The following is a 16,260-nucleotide window of genomic DNA, read 5'->3' on the forward strand; positions in this document are numbered from 1 at the left end:
AAAATCCCATCCTTTTTTAGGGGATGGGATTTTTTTAAAGTCCTCATTCATCAGTAGGGAAACGGCAATGCCGTGTCCCTCAGTCATCAGGACACGGCAATGCCATTTCCCTACTGGAATACCTTGTAATTATTCCTTCAACCAACTAATGACCAATGACTGATGACTAATAACTTAAGCTTGACGTGAATAGTATTCAACCACTAGCAGTTCGTTAATCTGAAGAGCAATCCACTCACGTTCGACAACGCCGTTAACTTTGCCAACCAGTTTTTGCTTGTCAAATTCCAAGTGACTGGGCAAGTGAGCCAGGCCTGGATCTTTGAGATTAGTTTCAACCATTGTGCGCGAGCGTTCTCTGTTTTTCACAGCAACCACATCACCCGGCTTGCACTGATAGCTGGCGATATTGACTTCACGATCGTTAACAGTGATGTGACCGTGATTTACCAATTGTCTAGCGGACGGAATGGTTGGAGCCATTCCCATCCGAAACACAGTATTGTCCAAGCGCATTTCCAAAAATTGCAGTAACACTTGACCTGTGGAGCCGGTGACACGGCGGGCTTTGCGGACGTAACGGAGCAGTTGGCGTTCCGTCACACCGTAATTGAAACGTAGTTTTTGCTTTTCTTGCAAGCGAACCGCGTACTCAGAGAGCTTTTTGCGGTTCTGGCCGTGCTGCCCAGGCGGATAGTCCCGTCTGGGAGTTTTGCGGGTTAGACCCGGCAACTCTTTCAGGCGACGGACGATTCTTAATCGGGGGCCTCGATATCGAGACATTTATTTTCCTCTCTAATCTCTGTATGCAATTTTATGCAGACTCTATATTATATGTTTGTAACGGTGAAAATTCCAACAAAAATCGATCAAAAAAATCGATCGACCGCAGCCATCCGTAATGTGCGGTAAATTTTGAAGTAAAAGCCGATCGAGCGATCGTCCCAACCAGCCCAAAAACTCACAAATCGAGCTGCCATGCACAACCGCAATTTTTCCCAAAATTCTTCCCCAAAGCCCGCACCGACAGGCTCAAGCCATACCGGGCGCTGGATCTTGGCTCTCGGAACCCAACTAGCAGCACTCGGTTTGTTGGCGAGTGCACTGCCAATCTCTCCAGCATCAGCCATCACTCTGAGATTTCCTCGCCCTAGAAATGCGTATCGCGTCTGCGCTATGGAACTAATCGAAGCCGGAGTAGGAGCAGAGGCAGCAGCAGCAGCTTGTGCCGACGCGCTGCACCCCCGCGACATATCTAAATGCGCCCTCCAAATCAACCGCAAAACCAATATTTCGGGTGTCGAAGCGCTCTCTAGCTGTCGGCAGGTAAGGCGTCCTGACGAATTGGCTACTTGCGTAGTGAATATTAACGGCAAAACTCGAACTCAACCTGCTGCTGGGCTGTTAGTCCTCGATGGGTGCCGCCGCAGTTTATTACCAGAACAGTTTGCTGAATGCGTCGTCGGGTTGAGCGGCAGGCTCGACTTTCCCACTGACAGGTTACTCGCCACTTGTCTCGATCCGAGGGACAGAGTGAGCCAGTTGGACGGGCGTCCTGCACCGACTCCTCCTGCGGAGCTAATTCCACCGCCTTCGCGGCTCAATTAATTAGTTATCGGTAATTGGGAATTGGTAATTGGGAATTGGGCATTGGGCAAACGGGGCATTGGGCATTGGCCAAACGGGGAATTGGGAATTGGGAATTGGGCAAACGGGGAATTGGCCAAACGGGGAATTGGGAATTGGGCAAACGGGGAATTGGCCAAACGGGGAATTGGGAATTGGCCAAACGGGGAATTGGCCAAACGGGGAATTGGTCATTGGTCATTGGTAATTGGTAATTGGTAATTGGTAATTGGTAATTAGTAATTAGGCAACTCTCGCCTATTCCTTCTTCCTTCTTCTCTCTTCCTTCTTCCTTCTTCCTTCTTGCCTCGGACTTCTTCCTTCTTCCTTCTTCCTTCTTCCTTCTTGCCTCGGAGTTCTTCCTTCTTCCTTCTTGCCTCGGACTTCTTGCCTCGGACTTCTTGCCTCGGACTTCTTCCCGATCACTATTGACTACTGACTACTGACTACTGACTACTGACTACTGACTACTTCCTTCTTCCTTCTTCCTTCTAATCAAATGTCAGAAATTTTTGGTCAAATTACAGTCGAAGAATTAGGTCGCTACTTAGCAGAAACCAATGCCGATAGATTGCAGCTTGTAGACGTGCGGGAACCTTACGAAATTGAACTCGCGGCGCTGCCGGGATTTGTTGCTTTTCCGCTGAGCGAGTTTGCCGAATGGTGTGGTGAAATTAACGATCGACTAAATCGCGATACAGAAACCCTAGTGCTGTGCCACCACGGAGTGCGATCGGCTCAAATGTGCCAGTGGTTGAGCGATCGAGGATTTACCCAGGTTAAAAATATCCTTGGTGGTATCGATGCTTACTCAATATTGGTCGATAGTACCGTGCCGCGCTATTAATCTGATGCCCGCTCCAACTACCGCAATATAGGTTCGTAGTGAGGACTTTAGTCCTCTGACGGATGCGGACTAAAGTCCTCACTACGAACCTTTGCAATATAAGTTCGTAGTGAGGATTTTAGTCCTCTGACGGATGCGGACTAAAGTCCTCACTACGAACCTTTGTTATGATTGCGTTGGGGGGACATGATATGAATCTTAATTAACAGCAGCAAATCGAAAATTTAAAAGCGTGCTCATGGTCAGCCGATCGCGCCCGTGCCTTTTCGAGTCGTAAAGAGCCTCATCAGCCGCCAGTACCAGCGTTGCTGCATCATTTTCCGGCCCCGGAACAACGCTGGCAATTCCCAAACTAATCGTTACCACATCATTAGGCAAACAGTCAACACTCTCCGGGTTAAAAACAATACTCAAAGCTTTAACTTTCGCTCTAATGTGTTCAGCAATAACCAGAGCGCCCGCCGCATCAGTTTGAGGCAAAACGATCGCAAATTCCTCGCCACCGTAGCGAGCGGCTACATCAGCAGGACGCTGGAGCGATCGCCGAATTGCCTGAGCTACCGATCGCAAACAATCATCTCCAGCTTGATGTCCGTAGGTATCATTATATATTTTGAAATAATCGATATCGCCCAAAATTAAAGATATCGGCGACCCGTCGCGAGCCATGTGTTTCCATTGGGCTCGCAAGCAACTGTCAAAATGTCGTCTGTTGCCAATTTGAGTAAGTTCGTCCACATTCACCAAACCTTGCAGCCTTTCATTTTCTTGCTGCAACTCCTCCCAACCAACAGCCGAGAAACTGTCCTCGCACAAATTTTGCTCTTGAAAATACAGGCGATACAATTCGCAAGACAAACTACAGTTATTTCCCTCTACTTTCACAAGCCCCATGCTGTCTAACTGATAGGCCATCAAAGGTTCGAGGTGAATGCTATTTTTAACATCCAGAACCTGTTGGAATGCGGAGGCTAGTTCCGGCTGCTGTTGAATGGCGATCGACTGATTTCGCAGGTAGTCGCTATAAATTCCGCTTTGAGTCGGAGCTGCTTTTAATAATTGTTCCAAGTCAGCTCGCCCCTGCTCCTCCCCAGACTCATTCTCCCCAGCCGACAGGCGGTTTTGCTGCAAAATTACCAGGTGATAGAGTGCTAAATGCACTAAATAAGGATGCCCACCTACCATTTGCATTAATTGCTCGACTGGATAGCTGTCGCTCCAGTTCAGTCCGTGTCTGCGCGCCAAATCTTGCACTTGTTCGGCAGTGAATTCTAAGAGTTTAATCGGCAGTCCTACATTGAATGGAGATTGATTTAGACTCAAAGCAATATAAATTTCTGTTGAGTGAATTACGACGATGCGGAGTTTTTCCCAAGTTTCGCTCTGTCGCGCTTGTTCGTACCAAAAACGGAGCAGTGGCAGAAATTCTTGAGCAATATTGGCGCGTTCAAATACTCGGTTTACTTCGTTGAGTACCAAGACAAGGGGACTGTCAATTTGTTCGAGCAAATAGTTTTCAAAGTAAAGAGAGCAGCTTACTTTGCTCCCCATATCTTCATCCCAGAATTCATCGAGATTTGGTTCGAGTTTGAGTTGGCGAGCGACATTGACAGACAGCCAGCGCAAAAATTTATCTAAAGTAGCAAAAACAGCTTCGTCGGCTTGCTGAAAGTCTACAGTTACTGTGCGGTATCTGCGATCGACCGCCGCATGAATTATCCGCAGCATCAGCGAACTTTTGCCCATTTTTCGGGGAGCTTTAATCCGAATCAGGCTCCCGGGCTTGCCAATTTCTGCGCAAGCTCGGGCTTCGGCGGGCGCTCGATCGATATAAAATCGAGAGTTCAGCGGTATTGGGCCGCCGGGAAATTCCAGATCTGTAACCGTTTGGATTAAGTTTGGTGATTTTGGGATTCCTGCCATGGTGCTTCCGCGAGGCGATACCCTGACTGTATCTTACATCTCAAGGTTAGGGGGGGTACAGGAGCGCTGTCAAAGATCGATCGACAATCCTAAAAAATCTAAGTTTTTCAGGACTTCCCGGAACTGAGTTTGCTATAGTAGTGTCACTTTAGCGAATCTCAAACCCTGCTGCAACTCGAATGCAGACCGACACAAATTTTCCGGCGACCGAGACGCGATGATTCTGCGCCTATACCTGAAAAGTCAGTCGTCTGTCGCCGATGTCAAGCAGGATTCGCCCTCATCAAAGGAGAAATAATCATTGTCACGCCGCTACCTGTTTACCTCTGAATCTGTTACTGAAGGCCATCCCGATAAAATCTGCGATCAAATTTCAGATACCATCTTAGATGCCTTGCTCACCGAAGACCCTAAAAGTCGCGTCGCAGCCGAAGTTGTCGTCAACACCGGCTTAATGCTGCTGACGGGCGAAATTACCACGAAAGCTCAAGTAAATTACATAGAATTGGCTCGGAAAAAAATAGCCGATATTGGCTACATCCATGCTGACAACGGCTTTTCGGCCAATAGTTGCTCGGTGTTGGTGGCTCTTGACTCTCAATCTCCCGATATTGCTCAAGGGGTGAATACGGCTCAGGAAAGTCGGGAACAAGCTAGTGAAGAAGAGTTGGATTCGATCGGTGCTGGCGACCAAGGTTTGATGTTCGGTTTTGCTTGCAACGAAACGCCGGAATTGATGCCTCTGCCGATTAGTTTAGCGCACCGGATTTGCCGTCAACTGGCCGCAGTCCGCAAAACTGGTCAATTGCCTTACCTGCGTCCTGACGGTAAAAGCCAAGTTACGGTAAGCTACGAAGACGGGTTTCCCGTTGGTATTGATACGATCTTAATTTCTACCCAGCACACTGAGGCGATCGGCGATATTACAGAAACAGCCGCAGTTCAAGCCAAGATTAAAGCAGACCTTTGGACTGCTGTTGTCGAACCCGTGTTTGCTGATATTAGCGTGAAACCGGATGCAGAAACTCGCTTCCTTGTCAACCCTACTGGCAAATTTGTCGTCGGCGGGCCTCAAGGAGATTCGGGTTTGACTGGCCGCAAAATTATTGTGGATACCTACGGCGGCTATTCCCGTCACGGCGGCGGCGCTTTTTCTGGGAAAGACCCCACGAAGGTAGACCGGAGCGCGGCCTATGCTTGTCGCTATGTTGCTAAAAATATCGTGGCTGCTGGTTTGGCCGAAAAGTGCGAAGTGCAGTTGAGTTATGCGATCGGCGTAGCGCGCCCTGTTAGCATGATGATCGAAACTTTTGGAACTGGTAAGGTTGATGACGATCGCCTTTTGGAAGTTGTGAAGCAGCATTTTGAACTGCGTCCTGCGGGCATCATTCAGGCATTTAACTTGCAGAATTTGCCTGCTGAAAGAGGCGGGCGTTTCTATCAAGATGTGGCGGCTTACGGTCACTTCGGACGCACTGATTTAGACTTGCCTTGGGAGCAAACTGATAAGGCTGAGCTTTTGAAGGAAGCCTTGAGCCAGAAGTTGTCTGGAGTAGCTAAATAGTACAATTTTGGGGTGCGCAGTGCGCACCCAATCCATAAATAATATCGGGTGCTAGGAATCAAGGTAGGGTGCGCACTACCAACCCTGTCTGGTTTAGGGATTAAATACCTTGCGGTTTTATACCCTGTAAAGGGGTGTTAGACCCCAATTACGGTAAGTAGGTCGGCGCTATAAAACACAACTATGTAAACAGTAAAGTATCCAAATGCGCCTCTAGCAGCACTCGTCAGCTTTGTTTACCAGAAAAAATCGGTTTAAAGCCCGCCCGCCCGATCGGGATCAATTAAAATCAGACGATTCATTACTCCAATCCTCGGACTTAAGGGTAGAGGTCGCCCTCAAGCGGTCAACTCTCAAGCAGTCAACTGTCAACTGAAATACTCTTGGATGGTTCGGTTTAATCCCGCCTATTTACAACTAATAGTTAGGTTACAAACTCATATAAAATCATGCTGAAAAAAGTTGCTTTCGCTTGCACTACCCTTCTTTTAATCTATCTTCCTTTTGTTGCTCAGGATGCAGCAAAAGCAGGAGCAATGAGTGAGATAGTTGAATCTTGTGCTTGGACGTGGAGGCGTACTTCTGACGGTTCCATAGTTGCTAGTAACGTTCGTTTTCTAAGTAACAAACAAATCGTTGGGTATTCCAGTAAAAATGAGAGATCGTGGGACATTCAGAATGGAGAGTTTGTCTTTAGAGGTCAAAGCGGAGAGGTTTTAACTATTTTTGATAAGGCCGGGTTTCGTCAGGGCAAACTTATCCTAGCTGGTCACTATGTAGGAGGCGATCGCACTGTCACGGAGTTAACGTGTGATGGTTTTTAGTACGGTCTTTCATCAGCGAAAGGTTTTGGAATTGGCTTTTAAACGGAACTTCCCCCCGCTGGGTGCGCACTGGCCACTTATCCATACATAATATCGGGTGCTACCAAATAACCTAGGGTGCGAAGTGCAGACATTACAAGAAATAAAGACATCAGAAACCCGGTTTCTTGGGTGATTTATCGTCACTGTTCGCAAAACTCGTAGAAACCGGGTTTCTTTCCCCATGCGTCAGCCCTGAAAATAACGTAGGTGCGCCATAAGCACCTAAAAATAATAATATAATAAATGCCATTTTTTCCTTATTTTCAGTCAGCAATTAGCCGTTTTGCTGCAGAACTAAAACAGCGGTTAGCTGCTGGATTTTTGGAACAAAATCCAGCAGCGCTGCTAAGTTCATTGGCGCCTCGCAATGCCGGAATGCGCGGCGTTTGGATACCCAGCACCGACTGCAAAGTTCTTACCTCAAAACAGCGTATTGCTGAGGCAATGGACTTGATCGCAGATACAGGATTTAATACAGTATTTCCTGTAGTTTGGAACCGGGGTTTTACTGCTTATCCTTCTCAAATTATGCGCGAACAATTTGGGGATGAAATTGACGCGCGCTATCAAGGTCGCGACCCTTTAGCAGAGTTAATTGTTGAGGCTAATAGAGTTGGTTTAAAAGTTATTCCTTGGTTTGAATACGGATTTGTGAGTTCTTACAATCTCAACGGCGGTCATTTGCTCGCGCAGAAACCTGAATGGGCGGCGCGCGATTGTAACGGCAATTTACTTAAGAAAAATAAGTTTGAATGGATGAATTCTCTCGACCCGGATGTGCAAGATTTTTTGCTGGGGTTGATGCTGGAAGTTGCTCAGAATTATCCGGTAAATGGCGTTCAAGGAGACGATCGCATTGCGCTGCCTTGCGAAGGTGGCTATGACGAAAAAACGGTTAAACGCTACCGTCAAGAGTGCGGGAGAGAACCGCCAGATAATTGTAGAGAGCAACATTGGCTGCACTGGCGCGCTGATATAATTACTGAGTTTGTGGCTCGCTTGCACCGAGAATTGAAGGCTATTAGTCCAGATTTGTTGCTGTCGATGTCGCCGAGCCCTTATGAATGGGGACTGGTGGAATATTTGCAAGATTCTAAAACTTGGCTTGACAAAAAGTTGGTTGATATGCTTCACCCGCAGTTTTACAGGCGGGATTTTAACGGTTACAAACAATTGGTCGATCGACTGATCGATCGACAACTTACCTGCGAGCAACTGCACTGCGTGTCGCCCGGTGTTTTGTTGGCGAATCGAGGTAGTAAGTATAGCATGAATCCGGAGCTGTTGTTGCAAGTAATTGCTTACAACCGCCAGAGCGGCATTCAAGGAGAAGTGCTGTTTTTTTACGAAGGTTTGCGAGATCGTGGTAACGCTTTGGCTGAGGCTTTGAAAAATGGGCCCTATGCTCGTTGACACTCTCCCGGAATCGGGCTATTTCCGGTTTGTTGCGTTCAACGGAGTCGCTCGATATTTCCAGCCAAATAGGTATAAAATGATATAGGCATTCTCCTGACAGTGAGGTATGTCAGGTAATGGGTAATGGGTAATGGGTAATGGGTAATGGGGAAAAAGGTAATGGGGAAAAAGGTAATTAGTAATCGCTCGCGCATACCTCGCTCACTTGAGAAGCGCTATATAGCGAAGCTAGTCTAGTTAAAAGCGCATCGAGACCCAGCAGCAAGCGCTACTAATTGTTAAGCCGATCGCCCAAAAAACCAGATAATGAATCATTGGGGAGTTGCAAAAATAGTCGAAGCGGACATATTTTATAAGTGGTGCAAGTTTTTTGAGAATTTGAGTTTTGTGGCGCCGACGTATTTTTTATGACAGCGAGTTTAAAAGAGCAATCTCCCGCGAGCGCCAAAATATGAGGATAAATCAATGAACTCAGCAGCAACCCTCATCCAACAGCTACCAGAGCTCAGCGATGCTGAATTCAACCAAAAATATTTGAAACAAAGACAAGGGATGCACACCTTGGCGAAAATATTGCCGCAAGTAGAACAGCAAAGTCTGGCTTTGCGCGCCATCAAATTAGCCCTAAAAGTAAATTTAAAACTCGGCTCAAAGCTAGCAGGAACGGTCAAGCCTGAATTTCAAACAGCAACAATAAAATTAATCGCAAAAATCAAAACTTCGCCGCAGCTCAAAATTCAACTGTTGGCACTAACAAAGTCCGATATGGCAATTCCGATGCTGGTTAAAGCATTGAACCACAAAGACAGTGCAGTGCGCCTTCGTTGCATTCGGGCGATCGGGAAAATTGGCTCAGAAGCGGCAGTAATTGAATTAGCTCGATCGCTCGAATCGGAAGATGCCCAAGTGCAAGCTTGGGCGGCTTGGGCCCTAGGAGAAATTGACTCGAAACCAGCAGCCGCAGCACTGATCAAAGCTCTCAAACACAAAGCCTCCGGGGTGCGCACCTGGGCTGCTTGGGCCTTGGGCAAAATTAACCCGAAAAGAGCCGCTCCCACACTGATCGAAGCCCTCAAACATCAAGACCCGGAAGTGCGCTGGCGGGCGGCCGTCAACTGCGGGAAAATCGGCTCCTCTGAAGTGGTTCCCTGGCTGCTGAACGCCCTCAGAGACGAAAATCACATGGTGCGCGCTAGGGCTGCGACGGCTTTGGGGAAAATTGGCGATCGCGACGCAGTACCACGCTTAGTAGAATTGCTTCACGAGCCTGACTCCTATGCCGTTTCTTTGAGGGCTGCCGAGGCCTTGGGACAAATCGGCACGGAAACGGCTGTGGCCGGGCTGCTGCAAGCCCTCAACCACGACGACTCAGATGTGCGCGGCAGTGCAGTTTCTGCCTTGGGGGAAATTTGCAGCGAGGTGGCTGTGGTGGCGGTAATGCGATCGCTCTCGGATCGAGATATTTTCGTGCGCGGCAGGGCGGCGGTGGCGCTTGGGAACATCAATACAGCGGGAGATGTTAACTTGCAAAAAATGATGGCGGCGGGACTGGCGATCGCCCTAGGCGACAGCGAATCCTATGTGCGGTGGAGAGTTGCTGATGCTTTGGGGCAGATTGGGACAGACGAGGCTGTAGCAGGTTTGGTGCGGCTGCTGGGGGACGAAACCGCTGGAGTCCGCCAAAAGGCTGTTAAATCCCTCGGTCAAATTGGCTCGAAGGCTGCTATTTTAGCTCTGGAAGCTGCTTTAAACCGCGAATTTGCTGACGTTCGCGCCCTGGCTGCCCAATATTTGCCGGATGTCAGCACTAAGGCAGAAACAGTTGATTTTGAGCAGGAAGCTGCTGCAAGTTGCTGTGAAAAACTGCCACAAATCCTGATTGCTTCGGAAGCAGAAGCCTGCGAATACATTATCGATCGCGCTGCGGGCCGCGAGATCGGGTATTTGATCTCGATCGCCACTCCGGGCGTACCCGATCCCAAAAATTTTCACAAAATCCCGAACCGACTGCGACTAGAATTTAACGATCTGGAAACTCCCGTTGACGACCCCGATCGGGTTTTACCTGCACTTGATGACGTACTCCAAATTATTGACTTCGCCCTCAAAATCTCGGCGCGCCCTGGCAAGCTTCTCGTTCTTTGCCAAAGCGGTATCAGCCGTTCAACGGCTGCGGCTTTGACTGTTTGTGCTGCGCTGTTGGGCCGGGGCAAAGAACGGGAAGCTTGGGCCTTTGCGATCGCCGCCAGACCCCAAGCTTTGCCGAATCGCTGGATTGTGGAATTGGCAGATCAAGCTTTGGGTAGAAATGGTAAGTTATGCGATTTTAGATTTTAGATTGGGGAATGGCTTATTTGATCGGGGTTTGGATCGCGGACAAGCGAGTTGCATTCTTTTTTTGAACTGGTATTAACAGGAGCGATCGAATTAACCGCTGCTACTCCAGAGAGCTCGCAATTGCCAGCAGTTGACCCCACCAAAAACGCATACCGTGCCACGTACACAATCGTCAGGGTCGAAATCAAAATTTTAGACCCAACGACCGGCTTTTCGGGCAACGCTCCTGTTCAAGCTGCCAGATTCATCTGTAGAGTAAATCTAAAATCTCAAATCTAAAAATGGAAAATCGACTGACTCCCAGGAACCCAGTTTCTTTTGGTAAGTCATAAAGTTATAGTTAACTTAGATGACTTCGCCTCAGACTTGTCTTGCGGGGCAGCGATGCCAAAAGTCGATCGCCTGGGTGCAACGCCGTGCGATCGGCTGCCGCATTTGTGACATTCTGTGGTATGAATTAGTCGGATACGCAACAAAAATCGTCAAGCAATCGTCGCATTGCTGGCAGCAAAACTCCAAAGCTGAGGAATCGGGTGCATTGTCAAAAGACAATATCAGCTTTGGCCCAATCACAGGCAAAACGCATCAGACAGAATTTTCTGCCTGTTACATTCCATGCGCGAATAATTCACTGCTGGGATAAATCTTTCTTGTTTTGCCTGCGGGAGACTTTTACAAGTCGAAAAAGTAATTTGGTAACAGCCATCAACAGCCTAATTATCTATTAGACATCAACCGAATTTCAGTTTCTCCTCTGACTGAACAAGAGTTGCAGATACTTTTTCGCAGATGTCTACTGGAAAACACACAAGCTTTTCCGTTTGGAGAACTTAAGATCGTGGTAGATTATAACAGAAGACAGCGGTTGCATATGTCCAAAATTCACTTGCCCAAAAAAACAGGGAACGAAGCAGGTTTATCGGTTGCAGTTTGGCAAGGTAAGGGCGAGTTAAATCCAGAGTTAGAAGCATTCAACCAGCAGGTAAAACCTGTAGGATCGGAAAAAACTTACCCCAAACATAGCAATCAAGGTAAACTGATGCGGCTCTTTATGTGCGAACAAGTTTATTCTGTAGAAGCCGCACCCCAAAAAACATTTATCCAGGATTGTGTAGAACAATTATCCTTGAAAGTTAGCAAAATTTTCCCATCTAAAATTGGCGCTTTGCCCATCCATAAAAAAATTGCTGGCGGGTATTTGCTGGCAATAGGAATCGGCTTTATTGGCTCCCAGATCGGACTGGTGATTGCCGAATACCACCAAGAAAAAGGATTAAAACAACTCAATGACGCTCACGTACAAGCGCAATTGCTCGGCAATTTTAAAGAGGCAGCGCTGGCGGCACAATTGCAGGGAGCGCAGCTAGATTCTTTTGTAGATAATTCCGCTAAGCTGGAACTGCAAGAACAGCAGTTTGTCAAGAGTATTGTTCAGGCAAAAAATCTGCGGTTGCGCATAGAAAAGTTTGCCGACAGCCAACCCGCTTGGCTGGCAGCTAAGCCGGAAGCTCTCAAAACTTTACTGCAAGATTGCACGGAAGATTTAGAATCCTACGCCGATACTCTCAACTCAACTTTGCACCAAATCCAGCAATCGCAACTGTCGCCTCGGAAGATAGAGTCGGCCAGAAAATTGTTGGCTACAGAAAGTGGAGAAGGTGCAAAACAGCTTGAGGACAATCTTCACGAATTTAGCAAAATCCTCGATATTGCCCAGCAGCAAGAGCGACAAGGCGGTGCAGTGATGGAGGATGCCCAAGGCATCGAAAAGGGCATAATTATGATTAGTATGCTGCTGTCGGTAGCGTTGGCTGGAATTGTGGCTTGCCGCACCAGTCGGGCGATCGCCAAACCAGTCGTCAGCGTCACTCAGGTGGCCCAACAAGTGGCAGCCGAGTCGAATTTTGATTTGCGAGCCCCCGTCACCGGACAAGACGAAATAGGCTCATTAGCTGTGTCTCTCAATCACCTGATCGAGCGAGTTTCGGAACATACAAAAGAATTGGAACAAGCGAAGGAAGAGGCTTTAGTAGCTAGCACTGCTAAAAGCCAGTTTTTAGCAAATATGAGCCACGAGTTGCGGACACCTTTAAACGCAATTATCGGCTACAGTCAACTACTTTTAGAAGAAGCCAGGGATTCCGGGTGCAAGGATTTTGTTACTGACTTAGACAAGATTCAGAATTCCGGTACGCACTTGCTATCTTTGGTTAACGATATCCTCGATTTGTCAAAAATTCAAGCGGGGGGGATGAACCTCGACATCGAAGAGTTTGACATCGAATCCCTGGTTGAGAATGTGGCGTTTGCGGTAAAATTATCGGTACAAAAGAATGGCAATGTTTTAGAAATAGAGTGCGATAGTGAAACTGTCGGCACCATGCACGCAGATTTGGCGAAAGTGCGGAAAGTGCTGCTGCATCTGCTGAACAATGCTGCTAAGTTTACCAAAAATGGTATGGTGAAAGTCAGCGTCAGCCGCGTTGAGGGAACCGGAGAATCGAATGCAGCTAAGCTGTCGGGTGTTGAAAATTTAATGGCTGCTGGCTGCACCAAATCGCGCTCGATAGCTGGTTCAGTTGCTAATGTTCAAGCATCGGATTGGATTTGCTTTCGAGTTATAGATACCGGTATTGGAATGTCTGAGCAACAGCAGCAAAAATTGTTTGAAGCCTTCGCGCAAGCTGATGGTTCGGCGACGCGCCAGTACGGCGGCACTGGATTGGGACTTACAATTAGCCGTCATTACTCTCAGATGATGGGCGGCGAGATTTTGGTGGAAAGCGAGGAGGGAAAAGGGTCTATTTTTACTGTACGCATACCAGCAGGAAATAGTTAATATATAGCTTTTATAGCGAAAGATGAGGTAATGGGTAATGGGTAATGGGTAATGGGTAATGGGTAATGGGTAATGGGTAATGGGTAATGGTAATGGGTAATGGGTAATGGGTAATCGCTTACGCCTATAGCCTCGATCGGGTTTCTCTCCGGTACAGACGCTCGCTTGTGTGAAAACCCGATCGGGAGCAGAATCTGGTATACCTTATGTTCGTGAGAACCGCTATATAGCCCAATAGAGTTCACGATCGACCGATCCCCCCCGGCGCCCCCCTTAAAAAAGGGGAAGAATGATCTTAAAGTCCCCGCAACGATTCGGGGGATGCGAGGGGGATCTCCGAGTATAAGGAGTCGATCGTAAACCGTATTGCTATATAGCCTCGATCAGTAATATGAGGTACGCTCGATCAGTGGGAAAAAGGTAATTGGTAATCGGGAAAAAGCTCGTCGGCGTACTTCACGAAAATTGAGAACCGCTATAGCACTTGGAATCAAAGTTATCTGCTGGGAATCAGTATTCATCATACTTGTAGCGCCATAGAGTACGATCGCGCCGCCAGATTAATCACACAATATACTCCCCAGCCTGAATGCCGGCTCTTTGAGAAATCCTCCTGTCTCGCCCAACCACCGATGCTTACTATCAAGTCATATCCTGTCCGATTGATTAACCGCAATCCGATTCGATCGCGCGTGCCCCCGAAGAGTCCGCAGCCGGAGTGCGGACTCTTCGGGGGCACGTGCGTTCCGTTTTGTTATGGTAATCGACCGGACAGGATATCACAGGCTACTACCCGCTGAGGTGATTGCGAGCTTTGCGTTCACAAGTCGAAATTCTGCTACCTTGGTACTTGCGACAGGAAATGGCTGCTGATCTCCCAAAAACTGCCAACTTGTACCAACAGTCTTGTGCTCGATAATTATCAAATCTATTGTGGAAAACTTGCCGATTTCTGTGGAAAACCCCCATTTTGCTGTGGAAAACTGCCACAAAATTAAGTGCGATCGCTTAAAATCCATTGATAGCATTTAAAAAATTGGAGGAATGGCGATCGCTTTTCATCACCTTCCTCCTTCATCCCTCAACCTGCGGTTTGCTGGAAATACAGCCTAAATCTTTCCTGCTTCATCCTTCCTTTTTCCCTCTTCCTTCTTCCCTCTTCCTTCTCTTAGGCCTCGTAGCTAATTTGGTCGGAATGGTAAGCCGGCGGCTCAACGTGAATTAAGATGCGTACAGGGCTGAAACGTTCTTCCAAACGGGCTTCAACTTCTTCTGTAATCCGGTGAGCAGTTTCTACATCGACAGCATTCACAATCATGTGCATATCAATAAACACTTGACGCCCGATCAGCCCGCGAGAGGCGATCGAGTGACAGTTAACTACTCCGGGCACATCCATGGCGATCGCCTGAATAACTTCCGGTGCGATCGCCATTTCATCCACCAACCAAGGCAGATTTTCCCTTAAAACTTTCCAACCGCTGCTAAATACCAAAAGAGCCACTGGAAAGGACAAAAACACGTCCAGGGATTGCAGTTGAGGTATCTTTAATACCTCCCCTTGCCAAACACCGATCAACCCGCCAATGACCATAATTGTCACCCAAACATCGCTCATCGTGTGCTGGGCGTCAGCCACCAAAATCGCGCTACCGAGACGTTTGCCAACTCTACGCTCGTAAAAAGTGACAAAAATATTAATCCCCAATACCAGCAACAAAATCCACAGTTCATTTGGGGATATCTTGACAGCTTTACCGCCGTGTAGTAGCCTTTCGATAGCACCGCTGAGAATTTCAAAACAGGCAATTCCCAGAAAAACAGCAATTCCCAGAGCTCCGAGAGCGTCATATTTTTGGTGTCCGTAGGGATGATCGCGATCGGGCTGCGGATTGGCATAATGATTAGTTACCAATCCTAAAATATTATTAGCGCTGTCCGTGACGCTGTGCAAGGCATCTGCCAGCAAACTGAGGGAACCAGTCAGCCATCCCACGCCTGCTTTAATTGCCATCACGAGCAAGTTTAGCAATAAGGTAATGATTAAAACCTTGCGGACTTCGGAACGGTTATCAGCAACCATAAAATCTCCTCTATCAGCCATCAAGTTTTCAGGCTTCTAGTTTAAAGCTTATCAAGTCATAAAAGGTTAAAAGTATTGCAGAATCTAGGTTCCGACTAGATCGATCTTCATTAATTTAGCCGAGCTTGTTGAGAGAAGTTTTAATTAATAGCATTCTCGCAGTCCAATTGAGCTGGAATGTACTTCTTTTGGGTTACTATATTTTTTAGCATTAACGATTGTATATTAAATTTCATTGCCCATGTCTCTTTCTCCGCTGACACTGAATTTAGTTGAGGGTTCTGTCTCGTTTAGCTTTTCTCCGGAAGCTGCGCGGGATTTGCAAAGTGCGATCGCCACTTTGATGGACAGCTTGAAAGCCGTAGCAGCCAAAACCGCTGGCGGCAAAGCTTCTCCCCAAAAACCGATGGAATATCGGTATGCAGGGGATGTATTTTTGGAGGTTTTCTGCAACCCGAATATCTGGGCGACTCCTTTTGCTGCGAAAGTGCTGATTACGGTTAGGGACGATCGCCTGCGCGTCACCACCGAAGCCGAACTGAGCCGCCTGCGCGACGATATCGCTCAGTATATCGAACAAGTCGGTTGAGATGCTTCAACCTGAAACCCGTCCGTTTATCGAGGTTGAATTTCTCATGAATTAGCAGGTTTTGTAAAAGGTTAGTTAGTAGGGTGCGTCAGCTACCTTTATTTATCGTTAATTCACAGACTCCAAGCTGACGCACCCTACGACTACAACTGCGAATAAAACTGTATGGT

Annotated in this window: 15 protein-coding genes; 10 read left to right on the top strand and 5 right to left on the bottom strand. The window is 47.5% G+C overall.

Annotation, left to right across the window (positions count from 1 at the left end; translation table 11 throughout):
- Positions 1-174: 174 nt before the first annotated feature.
- Entirely contained in the window at positions 175-783 is a 609-nt protein-coding gene (rpsD, locus tag QUB64_RS20920; protein WP_333274604.1) for a 30S ribosomal protein S4, read from the bottom strand.
- A gap of 86 nt (positions 784-869) precedes the next feature.
- Positions 870-1,130, bottom strand: coding sequence for a hypothetical protein (locus QUB64_RS20925; RefSeq protein ID WP_333274607.1), 261 nt, complete (start codon positions 1,128-1,130; stop codon positions 870-872).
- A gap of 46 nt (positions 1,131-1,176) precedes the next feature.
- Between QUB64_RS20925 and QUB64_RS20930 the strand changes: the two genes are divergently transcribed.
- The 3 genes from QUB64_RS20930 to QUB64_RS20940 all read left to right on the top strand — a co-directional run bounded on the left by QUB64_RS20930 (position 1,177) and on the right by QUB64_RS20940 (position 2,473).
- Complete coding sequence (locus QUB64_RS20930) at positions 1,177-1,608, top strand: hypothetical protein (RefSeq protein ID WP_333274610.1); 432 nt, start codon at positions 1,177-1,179, stop codon at positions 1,606-1,608.
- A 14-nt stretch (positions 1,609-1,622) separates the two neighbouring features.
- The gene (locus QUB64_RS20935; protein ID WP_333274612.1) at positions 1,623-1,841 is read left to right on the top strand and encodes a hypothetical protein; all 219 of its coding nucleotides are present in this window, start codon (positions 1,623-1,625) and stop codon (positions 1,839-1,841) included.
- A gap of 284 nt (positions 1,842-2,125) precedes the next feature.
- A complete protein-coding gene (locus QUB64_RS20940; protein ID WP_333274615.1) occupies positions 2,126-2,473 on the top strand; it encodes a rhodanese-like domain-containing protein in 348 nt (115 codons plus the stop codon).
- 198 nt (positions 2,474-2,671) lie between these two features.
- Here the strand turns inward: QUB64_RS20940 and QUB64_RS20945 are convergent, their stop codons facing one another.
- On the bottom strand, positions 2,672-4,396 hold the full coding sequence (locus QUB64_RS20945) for an AAA-like domain-containing protein (RefSeq protein ID WP_333274617.1): 1,725 nt from the start codon (positions 4,394-4,396) through the stop codon (positions 2,672-2,674).
- Positions 4,397-4,697: 301 nt separating this feature from the next.
- Between QUB64_RS20945 and metK the strand changes: the two genes are divergently transcribed.
- The 6 genes from metK (at position 4,698) to QUB64_RS20975 (ending at position 13,418) form a co-directional block, all read left to right on the top strand.
- Positions 4,698-5,960, top strand: coding sequence for a methionine adenosyltransferase (gene metK, locus QUB64_RS20950; protein ID WP_333274620.1), 1,263 nt, complete (start codon positions 4,698-4,700; stop codon positions 5,958-5,960).
- 449 nt (positions 5,961-6,409) lie between these two features.
- Positions 6,410-6,784, top strand: a complete 375-nt coding sequence (locus tag QUB64_RS20955) for a hypothetical protein (protein ID WP_333274623.1) — start codon at positions 6,410-6,412, stop codon at positions 6,782-6,784.
- 285 nt (positions 6,785-7,069) lie between these two features.
- On the top strand, positions 7,070-8,239 hold the full coding sequence (locus tag QUB64_RS20960; RefSeq protein ID WP_333274625.1) for a glycoside hydrolase family 10 protein: 1,170 nt from the start codon (positions 7,070-7,072) through the stop codon (positions 8,237-8,239).
- A 468-nt stretch (positions 8,240-8,707) separates the two neighbouring features.
- Positions 8,708-10,579, top strand: coding sequence for a HEAT repeat domain-containing protein (locus QUB64_RS20965; RefSeq protein ID WP_333274627.1), 1,872 nt, complete (start codon positions 8,708-8,710; stop codon positions 10,577-10,579).
- Positions 10,580-10,928: 349 nt separating this feature from the next.
- Positions 10,929-11,222, top strand: a complete 294-nt coding sequence (locus tag QUB64_RS20970) for a hypothetical protein (protein ID WP_333274630.1) — start codon at positions 10,929-10,931, stop codon at positions 11,220-11,222.
- Positions 11,223-11,417: 195 nt separating this feature from the next.
- Complete coding sequence (locus QUB64_RS20975) at positions 11,418-13,418, top strand: sensor histidine kinase (protein WP_333274632.1); 2,001 nt, start codon at positions 11,418-11,420, stop codon at positions 13,416-13,418.
- A 779-nt stretch (positions 13,419-14,197) separates the two neighbouring features.
- Here the strand turns inward: QUB64_RS20975 and QUB64_RS20980 are convergent.
- Both QUB64_RS20980 and QUB64_RS20985 read right to left on the bottom strand, forming a co-directional pair.
- Positions 14,198-14,446 carry a hypothetical protein gene (locus QUB64_RS20980; protein ID WP_333274634.1) on the bottom strand — a complete coding sequence of 83 codons (249 nt, stop codon included), beginning with the start codon at positions 14,444-14,446 and terminating at the stop codon, positions 14,198-14,200.
- Positions 14,447-14,586: 140 nt separating this feature from the next.
- Positions 14,587-15,501, bottom strand: a complete 915-nt coding sequence (locus tag QUB64_RS20985) for a cation diffusion facilitator family transporter (RefSeq protein WP_333274637.1) — start codon at positions 15,499-15,501, stop codon at positions 14,587-14,589.
- 241 nt (positions 15,502-15,742) lie between these two features.
- On the opposite strand from QUB64_RS20985, the gene QUB64_RS20990 reads away from it, so the two are divergent.
- Complete coding sequence (locus QUB64_RS20990) at positions 15,743-16,090, top strand: hypothetical protein (RefSeq protein WP_333274639.1); 348 nt, start codon at positions 15,743-15,745, stop codon at positions 16,088-16,090.
- The last annotated feature ends 170 nt before the right edge of the window (positions 16,091-16,260 follow it).

This window comes from Microcoleus sp. Aus8_D2 (assembly GCF_036702665.1).
In the GTDB taxonomy this organism is placed as follows: Bacteria; Cyanobacteriota; Cyanobacteriia; order Cyanobacteriales; family Microcoleaceae; genus Microcoleus.